The organism is Beggiatoa alba B18LD, from assembly GCF_000245015.1.
GTDB classification, from domain to species: Bacteria; Pseudomonadota; Gammaproteobacteria; order Beggiatoales; family Beggiatoaceae; genus Beggiatoa; species Beggiatoa alba.
In genome coordinates, this window is record NZ_JH600070.1 from 673927 (window position 1) to 696284 (window position 22358).

The 22358-nt window shown below is 42.2% G+C and carries 22 protein-coding genes; 12 read left to right on the plus strand and 10 right to left on the minus strand.

The genetic code is table 11. The features are described from left to right. Positions 1 to 168: 168 nt before the first annotated feature. Genes BEGALDRAFT_RS02745 through BEGALDRAFT_RS02760 form a run of 4 tightly spaced genes read left to right on the plus strand, consistent with a single transcriptional unit; the run spans position 169 to position 4013 of the window. Complete coding sequence (locus BEGALDRAFT_RS02745; RefSeq protein WP_002683453.1) at positions 169 to 1092, plus strand: MbnP family copper-binding protein; 924 nt, start codon at positions 169 to 171, stop codon at positions 1090 to 1092. Positions 1093 to 1100: 8 nt separating this feature from the next. Further along, positions 1101 to 2303: a methanobactin export MATE transporter MbnM gene (locus BEGALDRAFT_RS02750; protein ID WP_002683455.1), complete on the plus strand. Its 1203-nt coding sequence runs from the start codon at positions 1101 to 1103 to the stop codon at positions 2301 to 2303. Then, positions 2294 to 3211, plus strand: coding sequence for a hypothetical protein (locus BEGALDRAFT_RS02755; RefSeq protein ID WP_002683456.1), 918 nt, complete (start codon positions 2294 to 2296; stop codon positions 3209 to 3211). Before BEGALDRAFT_RS02750 ends, BEGALDRAFT_RS02755 begins: the two co-directional genes overlap by 10 nt. After that, positions 3201 to 4013: a hypothetical protein gene (locus tag BEGALDRAFT_RS02760; protein ID WP_002683457.1), complete on the plus strand. Its 813-nt coding sequence runs from the start codon at positions 3201 to 3203 to the stop codon at positions 4011 to 4013. The genes BEGALDRAFT_RS02755 and BEGALDRAFT_RS02760 overlap by 11 nt, the downstream gene beginning before the upstream one ends. Positions 4014 to 4373: 360 nt before the next feature. On the opposite strand, the gene clpX is transcribed toward BEGALDRAFT_RS02760, so the two are convergent. The 8 genes from clpX to nifV form a co-directional block, all read right to left on the minus strand. Beyond that, positions 4374 to 5654, minus strand: a complete 1281-nt coding sequence (gene clpX / locus BEGALDRAFT_RS02765; protein ID WP_002683458.1) for an ATP-dependent Clp protease ATP-binding subunit ClpX — start codon at positions 5652 to 5654, stop codon at positions 4374 to 4376. After that, positions 5651 to 6541 (minus strand): nitrogen fixation protein NifM, encoded by an 891-nt coding sequence (gene nifM, locus BEGALDRAFT_RS02770; protein WP_002683459.1) that lies wholly within the window; start codon positions 6539 to 6541, stop codon positions 5651 to 5653. Before nifM ends, clpX begins: the two co-directional genes overlap by 4 nt. 114 nt (positions 6542 to 6655) lie before the next feature. Further along, positions 6656 to 7147: a nitrogen fixation protein NifZ gene (locus BEGALDRAFT_RS02775; protein ID WP_002683460.1), complete on the minus strand. Its 492-nt coding sequence runs from the start codon at positions 7145 to 7147 to the stop codon at positions 6656 to 6658. A gap of 66 nt (positions 7148 to 7213) precedes the next feature. Then, positions 7214 to 7537, minus strand: coding sequence for a nitrogenase-stabilizing/protective protein NifW (nifW, locus tag BEGALDRAFT_RS02780; protein WP_002683462.1), 324 nt, complete (start codon positions 7535 to 7537; stop codon positions 7214 to 7216). A gap of 131 nt (positions 7538 to 7668) precedes the next feature. Next, a complete protein-coding gene (locus tag BEGALDRAFT_RS02785; RefSeq protein ID WP_002683463.1) occupies positions 7669 to 7860 on the minus strand; it encodes a hypothetical protein in 192 nt (63 codons plus the stop codon). A 110-nt stretch (positions 7861 to 7970) separates the two neighbouring features. Then, the gene (locus BEGALDRAFT_RS02790) at positions 7971 to 8474 is read right to left on the minus strand and encodes a hypothetical protein (protein ID WP_002683464.1); all 504 of its coding nucleotides are present in this window, start codon (positions 8472 to 8474) and stop codon (positions 7971 to 7973) included. 94 nt (positions 8475 to 8568) lie between these two features. Continuing rightward, positions 8569 to 9468 carry a serine O-acetyltransferase gene (gene cysE / locus BEGALDRAFT_RS02795; RefSeq protein ID WP_002683465.1) on the minus strand — a complete coding sequence of 300 codons (900 nt, stop codon included), beginning with the start codon at positions 9466 to 9468 and terminating at the stop codon, positions 8569 to 8571. Between the two features lie 69 nt (positions 9469 to 9537). Further along, positions 9538 to 10698, minus strand: coding sequence for a homocitrate synthase (gene nifV, locus BEGALDRAFT_RS02800; RefSeq protein ID WP_002683467.1), 1161 nt, complete (start codon positions 10696 to 10698; stop codon positions 9538 to 9540). 172 nt (positions 10699 to 10870) lie between these two features. Between nifV and BEGALDRAFT_RS02805 the strand changes: the two genes are divergently transcribed. Continuing rightward, positions 10871 to 12088 carry a glycosyltransferase gene (locus BEGALDRAFT_RS02805; protein WP_198284598.1) on the plus strand — a complete coding sequence of 406 codons (1218 nt, stop codon included), beginning with the start codon at positions 10871 to 10873 and terminating at the stop codon, positions 12086 to 12088. A gap of 160 nt (positions 12089 to 12248) precedes the next feature. Further along, complete coding sequence (mltF, locus tag BEGALDRAFT_RS02810; RefSeq protein ID WP_002683471.1) at positions 12249 to 13694, plus strand: membrane-bound lytic murein transglycosylase MltF; 1446 nt, start codon at positions 12249 to 12251, stop codon at positions 13692 to 13694. 16 nt (positions 13695 to 13710) lie between these two features. Here mltF and rsmI read toward each other — a convergent pair whose 3' ends face one another. Further along, complete coding sequence (rsmI, locus tag BEGALDRAFT_RS02815) at positions 13711 to 14556, minus strand: 16S rRNA (cytidine(1402)-2'-O)-methyltransferase (protein ID WP_002683473.1); 846 nt, start codon at positions 14554 to 14556, stop codon at positions 13711 to 13713. Between the two features lie 151 nt (positions 14557 to 14707). Between rsmI and BEGALDRAFT_RS02820 the strand changes: the two genes are divergently transcribed. The 5 genes from BEGALDRAFT_RS02820 to BEGALDRAFT_RS02835 all read left to right on the plus strand — a co-directional run bounded on the left by BEGALDRAFT_RS02820 (position 14708) and on the right by BEGALDRAFT_RS02835 (position 20128). Further along, positions 14708 to 16531, plus strand: coding sequence for a penicillin-binding protein activator (locus BEGALDRAFT_RS02820; protein ID WP_002683475.1), 1824 nt, complete (start codon positions 14708 to 14710; stop codon positions 16529 to 16531). Further along, a complete protein-coding gene (locus BEGALDRAFT_RS02825; RefSeq protein ID WP_002683477.1) occupies positions 16528 to 16905 on the plus strand; it encodes a YraN family protein in 378 nt (125 codons plus the stop codon). The genes BEGALDRAFT_RS02820 and BEGALDRAFT_RS02825 overlap by 4 nt, the downstream gene beginning before the upstream one ends. 178 nt (positions 16906 to 17083) lie before the next feature. After that, complete coding sequence (locus tag BEGALDRAFT_RS19105) at positions 17084 to 17233, plus strand: hypothetical protein (RefSeq protein ID WP_157237538.1); 150 nt, start codon at positions 17084 to 17086, stop codon at positions 17231 to 17233. 313 nt (positions 17234 to 17546) lie between these two features. Next, complete coding sequence (locus BEGALDRAFT_RS02830) at positions 17547 to 18083, plus strand: hypothetical protein (protein WP_157237539.1); 537 nt, start codon at positions 17547 to 17549, stop codon at positions 18081 to 18083. 302 nt (positions 18084 to 18385) lie between these two features. After that, positions 18386 to 20128: a glutamine--tRNA ligase/YqeY domain fusion protein gene (locus tag BEGALDRAFT_RS02835; protein ID WP_002683480.1), complete on the plus strand. Its 1743-nt coding sequence runs from the start codon at positions 18386 to 18388 to the stop codon at positions 20126 to 20128. Positions 20129 to 20501: 373 nt separating this feature from the next. Here BEGALDRAFT_RS02835 and BEGALDRAFT_RS02840 read toward each other — a convergent pair whose 3' ends face one another. After that, entirely contained in the window at positions 20502 to 21587 is a 1086-nt protein-coding gene (locus tag BEGALDRAFT_RS02840) for a glycosyltransferase family 9 protein (RefSeq protein ID WP_002683482.1), read from the minus strand. Between the two features lie 21 nt (positions 21588 to 21608). Between BEGALDRAFT_RS02840 and BEGALDRAFT_RS02845 the strand changes: the two genes are divergently transcribed. Further along, positions 21609 to 22268 (plus strand): hypothetical protein, encoded by a 660-nt coding sequence (locus tag BEGALDRAFT_RS02845; protein WP_002683485.1) that lies wholly within the window; start codon positions 21609 to 21611, stop codon positions 22266 to 22268. Positions 22269 to 22358: the final 90 nt, after the last annotated feature.

Consider the following 22358-nt stretch of genomic DNA (forward strand, 5'->3'; position numbering starts at 1 on the left):
ATAAGCCGTTTAACGTAACCGCTCTGTTAAATCCCGCAAAATTGTGTTAAATCACACACTTTTAAAAGTTAAAATAACCCAATAGATTGATATTAAATAATTAATTTTCTGGCATAAGTCATGCGTTAAGCCTTCGCTCAATTTATTGATTACTTGAAGGAGATTTTTATGCGTCTTATGCCATATCTGTTGTATTTACCTTTATGTTTGCCTTTGTTTTTAACCGCCTGTAATGGAGATGATGATAACAGCACAACCGAGAACACTAATACGACAGCAACAGCGGTAGAAATTCCCTTTTCTGCGGAAGTCAATGCGAAGACATTTACCTGTGGCACAACTTATACAGGCGTTGGTAATGCGGTCACTGATGCTTATAAAATCAATGATTTTCGCTTTTATGTGTCTGCGGTACAAGCAAAGCGGAATGATGGAACATTGATAAATTTAGAATTAGTGCAGGATGGGAAATGGCAATATAAGGATGTAGCGTTATTAGACTTTGAGAATGGTTGTGTCAATGGGACAGCCGACATAAATACTAAAATCGTCGCCACATTGCCCGCTGGAGAAAAAATTAGTAATTATCAGCAAGGGATTTGTTTAAAAGTAGGATTGGCATTTGATGAAAATCATTCAGACCCTGCCAGTATTCCTTCCCCGTTGAATGTCACGGGCATGTTGTGGTCATGGACAACAGGCAGGAAATTTATTCGCGTCGACGGGATTGGCGACCCTGAAGGCTTAAAAACTAACTTTCATTTGCATTTGGGCAGTACAGGTTGCTCTGATGTAAATAAGCAAGGAAAACAACCTGATGCTCCCTGCACTTATGCTAACACGCCTCAAATTTGTTTAGATAACTATGTGTTAAATAAACATACGATTGTTGCCGATATTGGGCATGTCTTACGTCAAAGTAATGTGGCTTATAACACACCAAACACCGCAGCGGGCTGTATGTCTGGCAACAATGACCCCGAATGTCAGGCAATCTTCCCTTTATTAGGATTGGATTTTATTTATAACGATGGGGCAAACCCAGCCATTACTTATCCAAAAGAAACACAAACCTTTTTTAGCGTGAAGTAGGATTAACGATGTTAAAACGAATCACGCTGTTGTTATGGATACTTTTAACACTGACCGCTTGCGGTGGAGGTGGAGGAGGCGACACCGTCAATAGTGAAGCGGAAACGCCCAGCACCACACCTGTTGTCAGCTTTACATGGCAATTACCGACGGGTTTTCCCACACCCAAAGTGCCAGCTGATAATCCGATGAGTGACGCAAAAGTCGATTTAGGACGGTATTTATTTTATGACCGCCGTTTATCAATTAACGAAACAATCAGTTGTGCAAGTTGTCACGAGCAAAATAAAGCCTTTACCGATGGGAAAAAAACCAATGTGGGCGCAATGGGAGAAGCTCATCCCCGCAATAGCATGAGTTTAACCAATGTTGTTTATAACTCTGCGTTTAATTGGGCAAATCCTTTATTAACTACCTTGCATCAACAAGCACTTGTACCGATGTTTGCTGAATTTCCCGTCGAATTAGGCTGGAGCGATAAAGAAGCGGAAATTTTAGCGCGTTTCGCACAAGAACCTATTTATAAAAGCAAATTTGTGGCTGCTTTTCCCACGGAAGCGAACCCATTTACAACAGGTAATGTTGCCAAAGCCCTTGCTAGTTTTGTCAGTATCTTAATTTCTGGCAATTCTCCTTATGATAAACAAATTTATCAAAATCAAACGACTGCCTTATCAGATTCGGCAAAGCGAGGCATGGAATTATTTTTTTCAGAGCGTTTAGAGTGTTTCCACTGTCATGGTGGTTTTAATTTCACCCAATCGACGAATCATGAGCAAAGCGTTTTCACTGAATTAGAATTTCATAACAATGGGTTATATAACATTGGAGGAACAGGGGCATATCCTGAAAATGGGCGGGGTTTATGGGAAATTACCTTTAAACCTGAAGACATGGGACGGTTTCGTGCTCCAACACTGCGCAATATTGAGCTAACCGCGCCATATATGCACGACGGTTCTATTGCCAATTTATCGGAGGTCATAGACCACTACGCACGCGGAGGGCGCAAGATTGAATCAGGCGAATATGCGGGTGATGGCGCGTTAAATCCTTATCGTAGCGATTTATTAGTTGGTTTTGTCCTTTCTGCCAGTGAAAAAGAGGATTTAATCAATTATTTAAAAAGCCTAACTGATTGGACATTCATTTGCGATGAGCGTTTTAGCGACCCGTTTGGCAATGTGCCGAGGAATAGCCAATGTCCCTAATTATTAGAAAAAACACACTTTTTCTACTCCTTTCCTATTTCATAAGCAGTAGTTACAGCCTGTTGCCTGCGCCTGTATTAGCCTGTTCAACCTGTATGGCAGGCGACCCAACATTAAGCCTGATGGGGACAGAAAAGACTTATACGGGACGCTTGCGCTTATCCGCTGACTATTTACAACGTCAAGAACGCATTGGCATTGCAGGTTTTAATCAAACAGAATTGACCGAACGACGTTTAACCATTGGGTTAAGTTACGCATGGAATGACCGTTTAAATCTCGCCATTCGTTTGCCTTTTGTCGATAAAAACTTGGAATACGCTAACTTAGCAACGCAGGATAGCCAAGCCATTGGCGATATAGAACTCAGTACAAAATTCACTTTAACGCCTGAAACAACAGATATGCACCGTCATTTGTGGGGTTTAATCGCGGGCATTCGTTTACCGACTGCACCCGAACAAACCGACAATGCAGGGCGTTCATTAGATATTGATGTGCAAACAGGAACAGGGGCAGTTGTGCCACAACTGGGCGGATGGTATGGCTATTATGCCTTTCCTTATTTCTTTTATAGCAGCGTTGTATTGCATTATGCGTTTGAAGGATTTGAAGATTTTCAAGCAGGAGAGGCTTTAGTCCTGACGTTTGCAGGTCAATATGCGTTGAATCATGCCGTTGCGTTACAAGCAGGCATAGATGCCCGTTGGAGTGCGAAAAACCAATTTTCCGATATTGATGACCCTGATTCAGGCGGATTTATCGCGTTTTTTTCGCCTAAAGTGATGTACACCATAACAGAAGACGTAATTTTAAACCTTGGCGTACAAATTCCCATGATTAAACAATTAAATGGGGAACAAACCGAGCGCAGTATCTGGCAAGCGGGGATTGTTTATGACTTTTAATTTTTTTAGCGCAAGTCAATTGGTTAAACGCCTATTTTTTATCAGTTTAATGCTGTCTGTCCTACTCTTTTCTGCCTGTGGCGGTGGTGGTGGCAGTAGTGAAGGCGATTTAACCGATGGCATCACGGTGACTTTTAACGCAAGCCCACGCCAAAGCCTGAGCGCGACGGGTGAAAGACTCAGCGCACCCGCAGGAGCAAAAACGTTTTATAACCATGAAGGCGTAAAAATTACGTTAAAAACAGCTTATTTAGTGATTTGGAGTGTCAGCATTAAAACTGATTGTAACAGTATCGACTTTGCAACTTGGTGGAATCCGTTATTAAATCTTTTAATTCCCAATGCACAAGCCCATGCGCAAACAACGCCAACACAATTAGGCACACCTAATGCCATCAATTTGTTAGATGCAGACGGGCAAAACATAATTTTAGGAGAAATTTATCCCGCCCCTGCGAGCTATTGCGGTATGCAAATTGATTTAATGAAAGCGGATGAAGACACGCAACACTTACCGCAAACGCTCAATTTATTAAATCGAGTGTTATATATCGAAGGGGAATATTTGCCAGTAGGTGCAACAGAAGCGATTCCTTTCAAATTAGATATTGCCAAAACCCCGCGCCCGCAATCGTTACGTTTTAGCACGCCCTTAGTGCTTTCAAATACACAACGCACGGCAACGTTAGACTTTTATGTCCATTATGACCGTTGGTTTGATGGTGTAGATTTCAGTGCGTTAAATACAGATACTCAAATAGATTGGGTATTAAATAATGTCACGGAAAGTCTGGGTTTATAAGGGATATAGTAACCGTACCATAAAGTGATTTAAATTTAACCTGAGTTCGGCGAGTTTCTGTTAAAGAAACAACGGCTTGTCTGAATCAGAATTCACAAAATTTTCAGAATTAGCAGAATTAAAAAGCATGATTCATCTTACTTTTTGGTTTAAGGGTTTTAAATTCCGCTAATTCTGTTAATTCTGAAAATCCTGATTCAGACAATGTTGTAATCTTGTCTGGTGAATTTTGATGAAAAACAAGAGAATAATCTCTGCCAGTCCGTCAACCCTTTTCGCGTGTTCCAACAGACCTGCTAGGTTTTCAAAACCTAGCAGGTCTCTGTTCTATTGATGCGTACTAAAACAAAATTATTTAAATTAACGCCCGACGCGAACGGCTTCTTTTTCCGCTTCTTCTTCAATAATATTAATTTCCCCTGTGCCATTGACGGCATCTTCATCAACGATACAACGTAAGACTTCTTTACGGGAAGGCAGTTCAAACATACAACGGCGCAAAACGTGTTCCATAATACTGCGTAAACCTCGCGCCCCTGTGCCTCGGGCTAGGGCTTTTTTAGCGAGTGCGGTTAAAGCAGCGGGGGTAAATTCTAGGGTGACATTTTCGTAAGTAAAGAGCTTTTTATATTGTTTAGTCAATGCATTGCGTGGTTCGGTTAATATGCGGACTAAGGCAGCTTCGTCTAAATCTTCTAACACAGCAATGATGGGTAAACGTCCGATAAATTCGGGAATCATGCCAAAACGTTTGAGGTCAGCGGGTTGAATTTCAGCAAGGAGTCGATTGGTTGATAATTTTTGCTCGGTTTCAATTTGAGCATGGAAACCAATATCTTGATGGGTAGGTTTAACCCGTTTAGCCACATATTCTTCTAAGCCCGCGAATGCACCGCCTGCGATAAAGAGAATATTGCGGGTGTCCATTATCACATCTTCGTTGTTTTCGCGTCGCCGTCCTTTTTGTGGGACTTTTACTTGTGTGCCTTCAATCAGTTTTAATAAGGCTTGTTGTACGCCTTCCCCTGATACATCACGGACAACGGTAGCACTTTCGGAGGCGCGAGCGAGTTTGTCGACTTCGTCTAAATAGACAATGCCCCATTCTGCGCGTTTAACGTTGCCCTCAGCGACATCGAGTAATCGGGTTAAAATGGTTTCTACGTCATCACCAACATAGCCCGCTTGGGTTAGCGTGGTCGCATCAGCAACGGCGAAGGGGACACCGACAATTTTAGCGAGGGTGCTGGCAATCAGGGTTTTGCCTGTGCCTGATGGTCCTAACAGCAGAATATTGGATTTTTCAATATCGATGGTGTCGTTTTTATCGCTGATATTGGCTTGTTCGCTTTCGTGTTTTAAGCGTTTATAGTGGTTGTAAACGGCAACGGAGAGGATTTCTTTTGCAGAGTCTTGCCCGATAACGTATTCATCTAGGCGGGTTTTAATCGCGGCGGGGGTGGGTAATGGTCCATGTAAATCGGCTAAAGAACGTTTATGTCCCCAACTGGTGACAACCTGATTGGCTAAACGGACACAGGCTTCACAAATATAGCCTTCTGCGCCTGCAATCAGTGGTGTCGTGGGTGTTTTTTCAATGCCACAAAAAGAACAGTGTGCAATAGGGGTTGTTGTCATCATACGTTCTCCAAGTTTGCCGCTTGCTGTTGCAGTTGTTTAATCCAATTCTTTTGATAAATTTGCCGACGGCGGTTTTGTAACAATTCTAAGATTTTTGGACGAGCTTCAACTAAGGGGATATTGCCAGCAGGGTGTATTTTTTCGCAGTAGAGTAAATGAAAACCCATTTCAGACTCGACGATACCGCTGAGTTGATTTTCTCTCATGGTAAAGAGGGTTGCGTCTAAGCTGGGGAATAGTTGTCCTTTTAGCACTTTGCCGATTAACCCGCCTTGTAGTGCAGAGGGGCATTCGGAGTATTTGTGGGCAAGTTTTTCAAAGCGTTTTAAGTCACGGCGTAAACGGGTTGCTAGGTTTAGTAGGCGTTCCCGTGCTGCTTCGTAGGTATTTTCAGGGTAGTCGGGGTTTACGGTAATCAGTATATGACGCACGGTGCGCATTTCGGGTGCGTTGAATTTGTCGGGGTTTGTGTGGTAGTAAGCCTTGAGTTCGTGTTCTTCAACAGCGGGGGCATTTGCGCCAACACGCTCTAAGATGGCTTCAATATATAATTCACGTTGTAAGGCTTGTTGAAAATTTTCAATATTCATCCCGTTGCGGGCGATGTCGTCGTGAAATGTTTGTTCATCGTCATAACGGGCTTGTACTTCTTGCAGGGCGGCTTGTTGGCGTTGTTCAGGAACGACTACGCCTTGGGCTTCTGGTGCATTTAGTATCAAGTTTTCTAATTGGTATTGGCGATGAGCTTCGTCGAGGATAACTTTTAATTCATGTGCATCGAGTTCTGCGGTGGGTTTTTGATAACGATTGAGCGCGCTCCGTAAGCTTAAATAAGCTAATTCAGTCGGAACACGAGAAAAGTTATTATCTTGAATGATGGCACTCATTATCAGCTATACTCCTAACAACTTGAATTTATTTTATTATTCTTAATTAAATCAATATTCAGATGTATCAGTGTGAAACGTATTCACCTTTTCACACTGATAGGACAGTGAAAACTATTCGTTTTCTTCTGCTTCATCATGGCTATATTTCATTTCCCGTTCTTTTTTCGGGGCAAATTCTAGGGCATCTTCGGGAATCATAAACAGCCGACCGTCGCCGAAATGGATGTGATACATCACGCCTTCGGGTCTATCGCGGATGATTTTTAGGACTTGCCCTTCTGTGCCTTTTTCGGCGATAACTTCACCTTTTGCGGAAAGGGTTATCAGGGTGATGACTTTGTCACGAAATTCGAATTTGCTGGGAACCCAAGGGTCATCCCCGCTAATTAATTCTTCTTCACGACAGCCAACAACGAGATTTTCTTCAAGAAAGTGAACAGAATAGATAATTTCGTCTTGTAGGAAAGAACCGACATTTTGCACGTAGCCGATACTGCCCCGACGGACTAGAAAATCACCTATCGCTTTACCAGGAAAAGTGCCATCGTCGCGGACGTTGCGGATAACGCGAACACGGTCGCCATAATCATATTTAGGAAGCATGCGCAAACCTCATCAGGTAAAACCATAAATCTGGCATGGGATAAATTCCCATGCGTTTTGATAAGGTTATTTAAAAACGTCGTTTAATGGGACGAATGTTTGTTGGGGTTCGTGCATATGGAAGACTTTAAAGACTTTTTCAGTCAGCGCGTCGGATTCGACGAAATCTTGATAAGCACGGGTTAAGAGGCGGTGATAAATTTCACGTTTCGCTACTTCGTTGTCTTCAGGAATGGAGTCTTGTGCTTGTTTTAAGTAGTCGTGAAACCGTTGCAGAATGTGGAGGCGATTGACATGCACTGTTTTCGCGTCGTATTCAATCTTGAAATATTCTAAAAAGTCTTCTGCGGAACTGAGTTCTTCTAAATCATCATCAAAGTCAGTCGTCATGGTTAAAACTCCTTCTATTGTAAGGTTTTTTTGCTTAGTCAGGTTTATGGGCAGGTTTATACCTGCCTTCTCATGATTGTTGTACATCAGGGGGCTTTTGTCGCCTTGTTTGATGTAAAACGAATAGCGTTTTAATGGGAAACGACTAAACGCATGGTTTCGTCGTTGCTTGTTTCTGGGTTTGTGTTTGTGGGGGTTAAATAGCCTATGCCTTGCATTGCGAGTAAGTAAATATCGGCGGTTGGGTTGTGTGATTCCCCTGTCGCTGCGAAAAACTCATCGATACTGAGTTCACTTAATTCATCTAATAAGGCAGAACACATTTTTCATACTCCACAAAGGCTTAACAAACACTATCAGTTGTATAAAGAGCGAGTTTATGATTTAACGCTAAAACGGTTTTTTCTTTTCAATAATCAGTTTCTATCTTGTTTTACTTCACGACTCTAAAGCGTGTCGCTGTATCCAATACATTTTTTAAAACTTTTGCCCCTAAACGGTCTTCAGGGTCTAGCTCTAGGATTTTATTTAACATGTCCCCGCCTTCTTCTAAATTGCCTAGCCGTAAATTGACATAAGCCGCACCTTTTAAGGCGAATAGATAGAAGCGTACAAAGGTAATCGACATGTCTGGCGTAATACTGGCGGGGGTTAATGCTCGCCAATCTGCGGGAAAATTTAAGCGTATGCCGATTAATTTCATCGCTCGTTGTGCTATCACTAAGGTTTCTTGTAACCGGTGTTGGTAGTAAAAGAAGCGATAGAGGGCGACTAAGACGCTTAAGTTTTCAGGCTCAAATAAATAGGCTTGTAATAAGGGCAGTTCTGCCGTGCCTTCTCCATAGTTTTGAGCCGCTTTATCTAATAAAGCTTGTACGGTTTCATTAACAGGCTCATCAAAGTAAAGTTCTTGCGCCTCAAAGGCTAGTAAATCCATGTTGTCCCCTTTGTGTGTTCATTTATTGGTATTGTCTATTTTTAATGGCGGGGCTTACGTTTCGTTGTGTAAACCCTGCCATCTTTATACGGTATCAACAGGTGGCGGATTTATCCTTACACGCAGCGGTTTTATCTTGTTTATCTTTCTTGTTATCGATTTCACACACACAGACATCTAAGGCTTCACAGGCGGGACAGGGGTCTTCACTGCTTTTGGCAACTTTTAGAGATTTGCCACCATTCACTTGTTTTTCTAATTCGGCGATGCGTTCTAACATGCAACTCATTGCGCGCCCGATAGGGTCGGGAATTAAGTGATGGTCTAAATCAATCCCGTGTGAGGGTTTATCACAGGATTTGGTTTTGTCTTTAACAATCCGCCCAGGAATGCCAACAACGCTACAATTTGCGGGCGTATTTTTCACAACAACTGAATTCGCCCCAATTCGTACATTGTCCCCAATGCTGATAGCCCCTAATACTTTTGCCCCAGCCCCAACAAGCACATTATTGCCAAGTTGCGGATGACGACGACCTTTATTCCAAGAAGTACCGCCGAGGGTAACACCGTGATAAAGCGTCACATCGTTGCCGACAACGGCTGTTTCTCCGATAACCACCCCAATGCCATGGTCGATAAAAAACCGTCTGCCAATTTTTGCACCAGGATGAATGTCGATATTGGTAAACATCCGACTGAGGAAGGCAAGAAAACGCGCCGTATAACGCCAGTTTTTATGCCATAAGGAATGGGAAATGCGATGAAAAATAATCGCATGTACACCGGGATAGGTGGTTAATACTTCAAAAGTTGTCCGTGCTGCGGGGTCACGGTCAAACACACAGGCGACATCTTCGCGTAATTGTGCAAAAAATCCTAAGGGTTTGCTGTCTTCCGTCATTGTAACGGTGGTTGTTTCTTCCGTTTCAGTCGGAGCAGATTTTGTATAAAGCACCATAAATTCATTCCCCTTTTTAGCATGGTCTGGCATGTTCATATTCCTTGACTATGTGCCACACACAGCCCTTGTTTATTAATCAACGATAGAATCAAGACAATTTTAGTGTGTGATGACGTTACTACTCGTTGTTTGATTCTGCAAGCAACGATATAGGGATTCTAAATAATGGGAACTAGGCTGTTGCTTTGTGGTTGTAACATAAGAACGAATTTGCGCCAGAATTAAGTGCGCTTGTTCTGCATTTAGGAAAAAACCCAAGCGTTGATAAATTTCAATCACGGCTTGTGTACCTGAATGTTTCCCTAAGACTAATTCATGTTGTCTGCCAATTTCCGCAGGGTCTATACCTTGATAATTCAAGGGGTCTTTTAATAAACCATCGACATGAATGCCCGCTTCGTGGGTAAAAACACCCGGCCCAACAAGGCTTTTTTGCCATGCTAAAGGACGACCTGAGGCTTGCGCGACTCGTTGGGAAACTGTGGTAAAACGGGGCATATCGATATCAATTTGATAGCCGTATAAGCGTTTTAATCCTAAAACGACTTCTTCTAGTGCGGCATTGCCCGCCCGCTCGCCTAAGCCGTTGACCGTTGTATTAACATGAGTTGCACCGCCTAAAACTGCGGCTAATGTATTAGCAGTTGCTAACCCTAAATCATCATGAGCGTGCATTTCAATTTCAATATCAACATGTGCACGCAGTTGGCGAATACGGTCTAACACGCCGAAAGGTTCCATAATGCCGACGGTATCCGCAAAACGAATCCGACGCGCACCCGCAGATTGGGCAGTTTCTGCAACTTGTAGTAAAAAGCTGGTATCTGCGCGGGATGCATCTTCACCGCCGATGCCAACTTCTAAGCCCATGTCTAATGCGCGTTGGGTATATTCGCGGATGGTTTGCAATACCCATTCACGACTACGACGCAACTTTTTCTCGATTTGTTGGTCAGAAATCGCAATAGATAAATCCACCATATTCACGCCTAAATGCCGACAGGCTTCTAAATCGGCTTGATTCATCCGACTCCACACCAATAACCGCGCATTTAACCCCAAATCTGCAACAGCGCGAATGCTTTCACATTCTTCTGCACCCATTGCAGGAATACCAATTTCTAACTCAGGCACGCCAAGTGCGTCTAAATCTTGCGCAATCGCTAGTTTTTCTGCTAGCGAGAAGGCAACACCCGCAGACTGTTCACCGTCGCGTAATGTCGTATCATCAATTACAACCGTTTTCTTGTTTGTCATCATCGACACCCTTGCAAAATGCTGATGCTGTTTTTTTAAGTTTTTTTCTTATTTAGCAAGGGGTATGCCATACAGAATAAATTAGTATAAACAAATAATTAAAAGAAATAACTCTCGACACAAATGGGGCAAAAACGCGCTTTGTAGGGGTCTATGTAGTAAAAATTACATTAAAATGCTAGGGTATTTACTCATTTTCCCCGTTTTCTCTCAGGCTATGGCGCGAATTCTCCATATTGGCAAATATTTCCCCCCCTTTCATGGCGGTATTGAAAACTTCATGGCGGATTTAATGCCTGCACAAACGCGACAGGGTGAAACCGTTGCCGCGTTAGTTCATGACCATCATCCACACTGGCAACGTTTTTTCTCTGCGGTTCAAGCCGAGCAACGCCCTGATAATCAATTACTCTACCGCGCCCCTTGTTATGGTCGCTTGCTATACGCGCCAATTAGTCCGCAATTTCCTGTTTGGCTTGATAAGGTGATTCAACGCTATCAGCCTAATATTTTGCATTTTCATTTGCCGAATACTTCCGCTTTTTGGGCGTTGTTCTCAAAACGTGCACGGCATTGCCCTTGGGTGGTGCATTGGCATTCGGATGTGATTTCTCATTTTCATCCATTGTTAAAAACGGCTTATCAAGTTTATCGTCCTTTTGAACAACGATTTTTAAAGCAAGCACAAGCGATTATCGTGACTTCTCCGCCCTACTTAAAAGCAAGTCCTGCTTTAACGCCGTGGCAAGATAAATGTCATATTGTGCCCTTGGGTATTGCGTCACAACGTTTACCAAAAGCAGACGATGTCGCCCTTGCATGGGCAAATCAGCAATGGCAAGCAGGAAAAATCCGTTTATTCAGTGTTGGACGTTTAACTTATTATAAAGGCTATGAAATTCTGATTCGGGCGATGCAAAATTTAGCGGATGCGCAGTTGTGTATTGTGGGTGAGGGTGAGTTAAAACCACGTTTGCAAGCGTTAATTAAGACATTAGATTTACAGGCGCGTGTCACATTGTTGGGGCGGTGTGATGCACAGCAATTGGCGGGCTTATTTACCACGAGCGATATTTATTGTTTATCGTCTTTAGAACGCACGGAAGCCTTTGGTATGGTGTTATTAGAAGCGATGTATTACGGCAAGCCTATTGTTGCAAGTCGAATTCAAGGCGCGGGCGTGATGTGGGTTGTGGAGGATGGAAAAACAGGGCAGTTAGTTGAGCCGAATAGCGTTCCTGCTTTAGTCGCGGGTTTACAACATCTGATTGCGAATCCTCATGAACGCGAACAATTTGTAAGACAGGCTTATCAACGTTTTAACGACTTATTCACCATAGAATCGGTTGCCGAGAAAATTAGCACGATTTATGCAGATTGTTTAACTCATTGAATCAATAAATTTAAATCCCTATTTAGTTCTGCAAGCGGTTAGCATATTGCTAATATCCTGATTCTTCCAGATTGCTTTTACAAAAGCCCTGTTTTAGAGTGTCAAAAATTCAACTTTTGCATAGATAACAAGGATGTTTTGGAATCTATGAGTTATGGTTATGAAAATATTGACAATCATTTTAATGGGGTTTGTAGTTACTTTTTGTTCGCCTGAGCAAACGTTACTAGAAACCATTAAAGCACAAGGCGAGTTAGTTGTTGTGACTCGTGCGGGACCAACAACGTATTATATCGGTTTAGAAGGGGAAGCACTGGGCTTAGAATATGAATTAACACAACGCTTTGCATCACAATTAGGGGTCAATTTAAAACTGATTGTGGCGACGCACTATGCGGATATTTTACCGATGGTTGTTAAACAACAAGTGCATTTCGCCGCCGCTGGATTAACCGTGAATCGAGAACGACGCGAATTAGTCCGTTTTAGTCCCGCCTATCAAAAAACCACACATCAATTGGTTTATCGTAAGTCAATGCCGAATATTCCGCGTAGTTTGGCAGATTTAAATGAAACCACACCATTAGTTTTAATCAATGGTTCTAGTCAAGTAGATTTATGTAAACGCTTACAACAAGAATACCCACAATTAACATGGCAAACCGTTGATTTATCGCCAATGGAAGTCTTGGAGAAAATCAATACTGAGGAAATTAAATTCGCGTTGTTGCATACCAATGAAATTATGCAAATGCAACGTTTTTTCCCTGAATTGCAAGTGAGTTTTGAAGTTGCTGATGATGAGCTAGTCGCGTGGGCATTTCCGCGAACGATAGGCGATGATAGTTTGTATGTTGAAGCGATGCGTTTTTTAAACCAATTACGCACTTCTGGAGAATTAGATCGCTTAATTGACCGTTATTATGGGCATATTGATTTTGCTGAATTTGATTATGTCGATACCCGCACATTCTATCGTCATGTACAGGAGCGATTGCCATTTTATCGTAAGCATTTTGAGCAAGTTGGCTTATTGTATAACTTAGATTGGCGATTATTAGCCGCTATGGGGTATCAAGAATCACATTGGAATCCTGATGCAGTTTCTTATACGGGCGTGCGTGGCATTATGATGTTGACCCATGCAACTGCGTTAGAGCTGAATATTCAAGACCGCGAGGATTCTATACAAAGCATTGATGGGGCTGCTCGTTATTTTTTAATGTTACGCGATAAACTGAATGAGAATATTCCAGAACCTGATAAAACATTTTTTACATTAGCCGCTTACAATGTGGGCTTGGGGCATTTGTATGATGCCCAACAACTCGCTCGTCAACAGGGTTTAGACCCTTATCGTTGGGTAGAAGTCAAAAAAATGTTACCGCTGTTAAGTGATCCAAAATGGTATCGACGGACTCGTCATGGTTATGCGCGTGGGAGTGAGCCAGTTTATTTTGTCAACAATGTCCGACGTTTTTATGATAAGTTGCTCGCTTCTTTAGATGTGCCTGTTGATGCGGATAAACAGGAAATTCGGATTTTTTCCCCTCAACAACAACCGACACAATATCTCTCTAAACCCAGTCAACTACCTGTTTTATAACCATAAATTAATGGGGTTAATCACGCTGGGTTAATCCCCAATCATATAATTTATTTTTGCTGACCCCTGTAATATCACTGGCTAATTTAGCTGCTTGTTTTAAGGGTAACTCGGTTAATAATAAACGCATAACTCGCTCAGCCTCTGGATTAAGTGCTTGTGTATCCAGTGGTTGTGCACCTTGTATTACAATCACAAATTCACCTTTTTGCCGTTCCACTTCCTCATTTAGCCATAGCAATAGATTGGCTAATGAATCACGCTGTACCGTTTCAAATAATTTGGTGAGTTCTTTGCAAAGGATACCGATACGTTCAGTTCCAAAGCAGTGCAACATGTCGGTGACAGAATCAACAATGCGGTGCGGTGCTTCATAAAACACCAAGGTTTTAGTCTCTGCGGATAAAGATTGCAAAACCTGTTGACGAGCTGTTGATTTTGCGGGTAAAAATCCTGCAAAAATAAATTGGTCAGCACTTAAACCAGCGACAGATAAAGCACTGATTAATGCGCTTGCCCCAGGTATGGGGACGACTTGAATATGTTGTGTATGAGCAATTTCAATTAAATACCGTCCAGGGTCACTAATTAAGGGCGTACCTGCATCACTGATTAATGCAACGGACTCACCTGCTTGTAAACGACTGATTAATTGCGCAGTTGCTTGCTTTTCATTATGTTCATGTAAGGCTTGTAATGGCGTATTAATGCCAAAATGAGTGAGCAAGTGGCGAGAATGACGGGTATCTTCAGCGGCAATAACCTGCACTTTTTCTAACACTTGTTGGGCACGCAGGGTAAAATCTGCCAAATTTCCGATAGGGGTAGCAACAACATATAATACCCCTGTTGTATTTAACACTGAATCTCTCCTTCAGATACGTTATGATAAAAAAGATTTACCGTGAATAATTAAATAGTAAATAACTAACCGAGGATATATTGACCGCAATAGCGGCATAGCTTATCACCCCATCAAACAACATTCTTTCAACGATTCAAGATTCCATCCTATGTACATTCGTCGACTCATTCTCGTCTTAAGCGTCTTGATAACCCTTGCAGGTTGTCAAAATATTGCCCTATTTCCTGAAAAAAATACCAATGCAACCAAGCCTACCATTATAGACCCGACTCAAGCGGCAAAACGGCTAGAGACACAAGGGAATTATACAGGGGCTGCCCGTGAATATTTACGCCTTGCCAGTAGCGTTAAAGAACCACAGCGACAGACTTATCAATTATTAGCCGTCAATACCTTAATTAATGGGGGATTGTTAGAGCAGGCAAAAACTGAACTCACACAAGTTAATCCCATAACAACAACCCTGCAAATGCAAATCGAACTTGCCTATGCACGGGTTGCATTAGCAGAAAATCGGTTAGATGAAGTGAATAACCGTTTAAGCCATATTACCCCTGATGCTCTCCCCAGTAACGTGCGGGCGCAATACTATCAATTACAAGCAGAAATTTTAGCGACGCAAGGTAATCGGATAGAAGCGGTTAGAATGTTAGTACAGGTTGATGATTTATTAGAAAAAGACCCGTTTGAAGGGCGGAATAATCAACAAAATATTTGGCGTACCTTATCCATGATTTCCCCACAAGAGTTAGGGAAACTATCATTAATTCAAGGGGATATATTCTCAGGTTGGGTGAGTTTATCCCAAATTACACAAACCACCCCCAGCAATCAACTTGCACAAAGCATTAACACGTGGCGGAATAGCTACCCCAATCATCCCGCAAACCGTTATATTGTGGCAACTCTCTTACGTGGTGGTAGCAACAGTGTTGCGGGGAATCAGTCCAACACAACGCAAAATAACAACTTTTCAGGACAACAAATTGCATTATTATTACCGCTAACGGGCAATTTTAAACCCCAAGCAGAAGCGATTCGTGATGGGATTTTTGCCATGCTATACAACACAACAGGGCAACAACCCCGCATTAATGTCTATGATACTAATGCAAGCAATGTATTACAGGTATATCAACAAGTCACTGCAAAAGGTGATGTCAGTTTTATCATTGGTCCTTTAGAAAAAGAAGCCGTTAAAACACTGGCGACAAGTCAATCTCGCCTACCTGTGCCAACCCTTGCCCTTAACTATATTGATGTACCTGTTAATACGGCTAATTTCTATCAATTTGGACTTTCTCCTGAAGACGAAGCCAGCAATGTCGCCAGTCGCGCATGGGCAGATGGGTATCGTGCGGCAGCCGTTTTATACCCTGAAACAGAATGGGGCGGGCGGGTGCTGAATGCCTTTCGGATGGAATGGCAAAAACGAGGCGGGCAAATTGCAACCATTGAAGCCTATAAAAATGATTTCAGTGCACCTGTTAAACGTATCGCCACAAATCCCACGGTTAACATGGTCTTTATGGCAGGATTTTCCCAACAACTGCGCCAATTACGCCCTTACTTTGACTACTACGCTGCCACTCGTTTACCTATTTACAGCACCTCACATGTCTATACAGGCGCACCCAATCCACAAGTGGATAAAGACCTCAACGGCGTGATTTTTGGCGATATGCCTTGGATTATTGCACCCGATGCCCAAGCCCAACAACTACAAACCATGTTAGGCAACAGCATGAATGATAAAACCGCGCAATTTAAACGCTTATATGCTTTTGGGATTGATGCTTACCAATTGACTCAACAAGTACAAGCCCTTGCAAACCAACCCTATCGTCAATGGCAAGGACAAACAGGGCTTTTATCTTTAGACGCTACAAGTTCTGTACGTCGCCAATTAGTCTGGGCGCGTTTTGTCAATGGCATACCCACCAATTTACAAAGTGGATACAACCTACAATGAACCTTATTCCCCGTTTATCTAAAGGACGCTGGGCGGAAGAACTCGCGCAACAATACCTGATACAACGGGGACTCACCCCATTAACACAAAACTATCGTTGCAAATGGGGAGAAATTGACCTCATTTTGCGCGATGGCAACATACTAGTCTTTGTTGAAGTGCGTTACCGTCAACACCAACAATATGGCGGTGGCATTAGCAGTATTACTGCACAAAAACAACAACGTATTGCAAGCACTGCACAACATTACCTGCAACAACAACGCTTTGTTCAACTCCCTACCTGCCGTTTTGATGCCGTGATACTCAGTCATTCTGCAACAAATACAGCCCCCGACATTCTCTGGCTAAAAGATGCTTTTCGCTTAACTTGAACACCTGTTAATGTAATATATTAAAGTTATTAATAAGTGTCGCTCCCCTAAAAAAAATCTAGTAAACTCATACCTTGTAGGGATAATCCCGTACATTTCTGAATTGTTTTAATTATAAAAAAAATCAAAAACTATCAAATACCTTAAGTGCAAATTACTACTTTACGAGTCAATTAACGTGGAACACATACTAGTCGAACGTCTGCAAAAATTGGAAGATGAACAAATCCGCCAAGAGAAAGAATTACGTCTGTTAGAAATCCAGTTTAAAAAAAATCTACCTCTTTCCGCTATCGGTAGAGACAGCATCCCTACTTTGTCCCGTTAACAAACGCTAACGGTCATTTCCTACGCTATTCTTCTTTAGAATAAACATCCCAGCCCCTATATTTTTCAAACACAAGTGGGCAACTGTTTTTTACACACTATCGAATCTATCGTTGTAACTGACTGACTTATAAATTATTTAAAGTCTCTATGGGAGCTAACCAACCCCATAAAATGGCTTATAATTTGCTTGATGATAGATTTTGTAGCAACTGCAATATACTTGTCATATTAAGGTTAATAGTTTGAATGATATGAACACAGCACAACAAGATTGGACAACTGTGCACACTATCAATTCTAAAAGGAAAAGAATGATGAAGACGAAAACGGAAATCGAACTAGAAGAACGTCTTAAAAAGCTTGAAGAAGAACAATCACGTCAAGAGTTTGAATTGCGTGATTTAGAAGAAATTACCCGTTTAGAAAACTCCCTTTCTGAAAATGAACCGCTTACAGTGACGCAATCAGCAACCGCAACACATGAAAAAATAGGCAAAGATGTAGAACGTTTAGAACACGACCTTGAGACTATCAACCAAGTTGCTTTAGCAGAAATGCCAAGACCCTTGGCGCAAAAAAAAACGTCTGACCCCTTTGTCTTTGATGATAGTGCATTCACTTTAGAATTACCCGAAACTCAAGAAAATAAAGGTGCGGAAACAGGTTACATCATTTGTTTATTGTTTAATCAGAATAAACCTACCGAATGGGCAGAAGAAGGTGGCGGTGGATGGCGTGAAGCAGGCAAAGGATTTTGCTATGCAACCATCGCACAAGCAAAAATACGTTTAGACGCATTACGCGCAAAATGGCCAGATTATCCCATTGAAATGCGCAAACGTATATAACACCTTAAAATAGTTGCAAATATTGGTAGGAAATTTTGCATTAACACATCAATAAATTGATTCACACGTAGTTGACCTGCTTACGTGTTCGCAAACAAACGCTATACCCCCCCGCAAAAAAGCTGATAAACCATTCAGCACCAACCTTATTTATGTCTAAGTTTTAATACCCATATTAATAACAAATGATACAACAAGCCTTGCCAAATAGACCCCAATGCTTGTAGATTGCCTGATAACGCGCAAAACCCCTACAATACGATTAACAACAATATTATTTTGTATTTTTTTAAGGTTACGATATGACTGAAGCAGCCACAATGACACCCAACACCGCAAACACAGATAGCGTCGATAATATAGAAAAGAAACCCGCGCCGAATTTTATTCGTCATATCATCAATGAAGACATTCGGACAAATAAACACAATGGAAAAGTTGCAACCCGCTTTCCGCCCGAACCCAATGGCTACCTACATATTGGACATGCAAAATCCATCTGCCTCAATTTTGGATTAGCCTTAGAATACAACGGCATTTGCTACATGCGTTTCGACGATACCAATCCCAGCAAAGAAGAAATGGAATATGTCGAAAGCATTAAACGTGATGTACATTGGTTAGGCTTTGATTGGGGTGAAGGCAACTTGCGCCACTCCTCCGATTACTTCGACCAACTTTACGACTACGCAGTACAACTGATTAAACTGGGTAAAGCCTATGTTTGTAGCCTAAGCCCTGAAGAAATCCGCGCCTATCGTGGCACACTCACCGAAGTTGGCAAAGACAGCCCCTATCGTAACCGCTCTATTGAAGAAAACTTAGCCCTGTTCGAAAAAATGCGCTGTGGCGAATTTGAAGAAGGTCAGCAAGTGCTACGGGCGAAAATCAACATGCAATCGCCCAATATCAACATGCGCGACCCCGTCATTTATCGCATCAAAAAAATGTCCCACCACATGACAGGCGACAAATGGTGTATTTATCCCATGTATGACTATACCCATTGCCTTTCCGACATGTTAGAAGGCATTACCCACTCAATTTGCACCTTAGAATTCGAAGACCACCGCCCCTTATACGACTGGGTTTTAGACGAATTACAAACCCCTTGCCACCCACAACAAATTGAATTTGCCCGTTTATCACTCAATTACACCGTCATGAGTAAGCGCAAACTCAATGAATTAGTGATGAATAACTACGTCAATGGCTGGAGCGACCCCCGTTTACCCACTATCAGCGGTTTACGTCGTCGTGGTTATACCCCTGCCGCCATTCGTGATTTCTGCGAACGGATTGGCGTAACCAAATCCGATACCTGTATCGACATGGCATTATTAGAAACCTGCGTGCGCGAAGACCTCAACAATACCGCTCCCCGCGCTTTCTGCGTACAACGTCCCTTAAAACTCATCATTGATAACTATCCTGAAGGACAAGTCGAATACATGGAAGCCCCATGGTTAGCAGAAAAACCCGCGTTAGGTACACGTAAAATTCCATTTACCCGCGAGCTTATCATTGAACAAGAAGATTTTATGGAAAATCCGCCGAAAGGCTATTTCCGTTTGCAACCCAATGGCGAAGTCCGTCTGCGCTATGGTTATATTGTCAAATGTGTAAGCGTTGATAAAGACCCTACTACGGGCGAAGTGCTGGCAGTTCACTGCACCTATGACCCAGAAACCCGCCACGGTATGCCCCAAAGCAACCGCAAAGTCAAAGGCACAATTCACTGGTTATCTGCCACCCAATCGCTTCCTGTTGAAATACGCTTATATGACCGCTTATTTAACGTTGCAGACCCAGACGGCGCAGGCGGAGACTATAAAGACCATTTAAACCCCGAGTCGATGGTGATTCTAACCAATAGTCGAGTTGAACCTGATTTAGCGACGGCAAAGCCTGAAGACCATTATCAATTTGAACGATTAGGCTATTTCTGTGTGGACGAATACGATAGTAAACCCACGCAATTAGTGCTTAATCGCACTGTCACCTTGCGCGATACATGGGCAAAGGTAGAAAAGAAAGGCGGTTAAATGTTGTAGGGTGGAATAGCGAAGCGTATTCCACCTTGAAATTCTGCAAAAACTGAGCAAAAACAGATTATAAATCGTATGGTGGAATACGCTTCGCTATTCCACCATACGTTTTTTAGTTGAAAAATTCTAAAAGGTTTTCGCCACTCGCCGAACTAGCGTTACCTGAGTTCAGCGAGTTTCTTTTAAAAAGACAACAGCTTATCTGAATCAGAATTCACAGAATTTAAAATCCTTAAACCAAAAAATTAAGGTGAATCATGCTTTTTAATTCTGCTAATTCTGAAAATTCTGTGAATTCTGATTCAGACAAAAAACCTGCTAGGGTTTAAAAATCTAGCAGGTCTTTGTTTTTTTATAAAACTCGCAGAACTCAAGTTAAAAACGTAACAATCGCCTGAATCACGGTTGCAGGTTCTAAGGTTTGTAAACAACGGCTATCACTGTCTCGATGACGGTCACAGCCTTCTTGATGACAAGGCACACAATCCCCCGCACCTTGAATTAAAAATACATTCCCGCAACGTTGCGACCCTTGCTTTAAAAATGGAGGACTATCTGCTTGATAATCTGAGGGATATGGCGACCATTTAACAGGGTTAGTCGGGCCATATAATGCTACTGTTGGCACACCCACCGCCGCCGCTAAATGAGTGACTGCAGTATCAGGACCGATATAAATTTTTGCATGATTTAATAAAGTCGCTACTTCAGAAAATTGTAATTGTCCTGCTAGATTAACAACAGAATCAGGCATTTTTTGCATAGCTTCGCTTAAATACTTTAATTCTGTTTCCCCACCCCCGCCCGTCAAAATAATTTTTAATCCTCGCTGATGTAAATAATGGGCAATATTCGCCCAACCTGCCAATGTCCAGCGTTTATAACGCCACATCGGCAGTAGGTGCAAAACAGCGTAAGGTGTTTTTTGCCATGCAAAAGGTAAACAAGTGGATAATTGAGCAATATCAGTCGGTAAACTGGGGGCGACAACGGCTGAATAACGTGGAATGGCTAATACATCGGCAAGGCGTAAATTTTGCGTGACTGTGTGCGTATTTTCATCATCCAATTCTGTCCAGCCTTGCAATATCCAACGTTTCCATGCTGATTTTTTATCTAAAGGAGGAACAATCGAAACCCGCTGAGGTGCTGCCAGCCAACTGTAAAAAACGGGTCTATCTCCTGCTAAGGTTGAGACAGCTAAATCATAACGGCGGAAAAGTCGTGCAAGTAAGGCGAGATGCTCGCGCCAGTGGGGACGCTCTGCAATTGTTAATAAGTGTTGATAATCAGGATTCCCTTTTAAAATTCCCTCTTTGCCCTTAAACACAAGGACATCAATTTGTGCATCAGGGTAAGCACGGCGCAAGGAACGCAATAAGGGGGTAATTAGTAATACATCGCCAATTTGGCGCGTGGCGATTAATAAAATTTTCTGTGCAGGAAATTTCATCATACAAACATTGAGGGGAAAAAAATGAAACCTCTTATATCACAATTGGCTTTTTGTTTATGCCTTTTTCTCAATCAACAAGTACAAGCAGATTGTTTACCCGTTACAGTGCCACCAGCACTGACAAGCCTTTCTTGCCAATCTTTTATGGATGAAGAAAATTGTCAACAGCTTTGTGTGATTCGAACCGAACAAGAATCGCATTGGTTTCTTTTCAGTCCACAAGCCTACACCCGCACGTTAACTGTGCCTGCTTCTTTTTATGGGGTGAGTGATTTTAAAATTTCGCCTACAGGGGAATGGTTAGCCGTTGCGTCTTCAGGGGAAGGACACCCCGCCATTGATGTTTTTCTGCTCGCGCCATTATTGGTAGAACCGATTGAGGGGCAAACGGTAGAAGCGCGTTATAGCATTAATCCTTATCCGGGTAGTATTGATTTAGAACGTTGGGAAAATGCAAATACGTTATTGATTAATACTGACCGTTGGTTGCCTTATAATACACCGTTATTTCAAGAAAAATTTGCTACTTTCGCGCTTAATGTCACAACAGGGAATTATCACACTGACGATAAAACGTTGACTGACCCTGTGCAATATTACACAGAACAATTGAAAAGGCTCACGGATGATTGGGAAAAACAGGAAGCACGTCGAGCTTTAGAAAAGATAAAAGAAAAGTGAGAAAGCGGTATGAACTTGTCTGAATCAGGATTTTCAGGATTTAAAACCCTCACATAAAAACCCAGTGCGGATGAATCTTGTAAATCCTGT

Coding starts and splice junctions, on each gene's coding strand:
- BEGALDRAFT_RS02745 (WP_002683453.1), top strand. CDS start 169: ATGCGTCTTATGCCATATCTGTTGTATTTACCTTTATGTTTGCCTTTG.
- BEGALDRAFT_RS02750 (WP_002683455.1), top strand. CDS start 1,101: ATGTTAAAACGAATCACGCTGTTGTTATGGATACTTTTAACACTGACC.
- BEGALDRAFT_RS02755 (WP_002683456.1), top strand. CDS start 2,294: ATGTCCCTAATTATTAGAAAAAACACACTTTTTCTACTCCTTTCCTAT.
- BEGALDRAFT_RS02760 (WP_002683457.1), top strand. CDS start 3,201: ATGACTTTTAATTTTTTTAGCGCAAGTCAATTGGTTAAACGCCTATTT.
- clpX (WP_002683458.1), bottom strand. CDS start 5,654: ATGATGACAACAACCCCTATTGCACACTGTTCTTTTTGTGGCATTGAA.
- nifM (WP_002683459.1), bottom strand. CDS start 6,541: ATGAGTGCCATCATTCAAGATAATAACTTTTCTCGTGTTCCGACTGAA.
- BEGALDRAFT_RS02775 (WP_002683460.1), bottom strand. CDS start 7,147: ATGCTTCCTAAATATGATTATGGCGACCGTGTTCGCGTTATCCGCAAC.
- nifW (WP_002683462.1), bottom strand. CDS start 7,537: ATGACGACTGACTTTGATGATGATTTAGAAGAACTCAGTTCCGCAGAA.
- BEGALDRAFT_RS02785 (WP_002683463.1), bottom strand. CDS start 7,860: ATGTGTTCTGCCTTATTAGATGAATTAAGTGAACTCAGTATCGATGAG.
- BEGALDRAFT_RS02790 (WP_002683464.1), bottom strand. CDS start 8,474: ATGGATTTACTAGCCTTTGAGGCGCAAGAACTTTACTTTGATGAGCCT.
- cysE (WP_002683465.1), bottom strand. CDS start 9,468: ATGCCAGACCATGCTAAAAAGGGGAATGAATTTATGGTGCTTTATACA.
- nifV (WP_002683467.1), bottom strand. CDS start 10,698: ATGATGACAAACAAGAAAACGGTTGTAATTGATGATACGACATTACGC.
- BEGALDRAFT_RS02805 (WP_198284598.1), top strand. CDS start 10,871: ATGCTAGGGTATTTACTCATTTTCCCCGTTTTCTCTCAGGCTATGGCG.
- mltF (WP_002683471.1), top strand. CDS start 12,249: ATGAAAATATTGACAATCATTTTAATGGGGTTTGTAGTTACTTTTTGT.
- BEGALDRAFT_RS02820 (WP_002683475.1), top strand. CDS start 14,708: ATGTACATTCGTCGACTCATTCTCGTCTTAAGCGTCTTGATAACCCTT.
- BEGALDRAFT_RS02825 (WP_002683477.1), top strand. CDS start 16,528: ATGAACCTTATTCCCCGTTTATCTAAAGGACGCTGGGCGGAAGAACTC.
- BEGALDRAFT_RS02830 (WP_157237539.1), top strand. CDS start 17,547: ATGATGAAGACGAAAACGGAAATCGAACTAGAAGAACGTCTTAAAAAG.
- BEGALDRAFT_RS02835 (WP_002683480.1), top strand. CDS start 18,386: ATGACTGAAGCAGCCACAATGACACCCAACACCGCAAACACAGATAGC.
- BEGALDRAFT_RS02840 (WP_002683482.1), bottom strand. CDS start 21,587: ATGATGAAATTTCCTGCACAGAAAATTTTATTAATCGCCACGCGCCAA.
- BEGALDRAFT_RS02845 (WP_002683485.1), top strand. CDS start 21,609: ATGAAACCTCTTATATCACAATTGGCTTTTTGTTTATGCCTTTTTCTC.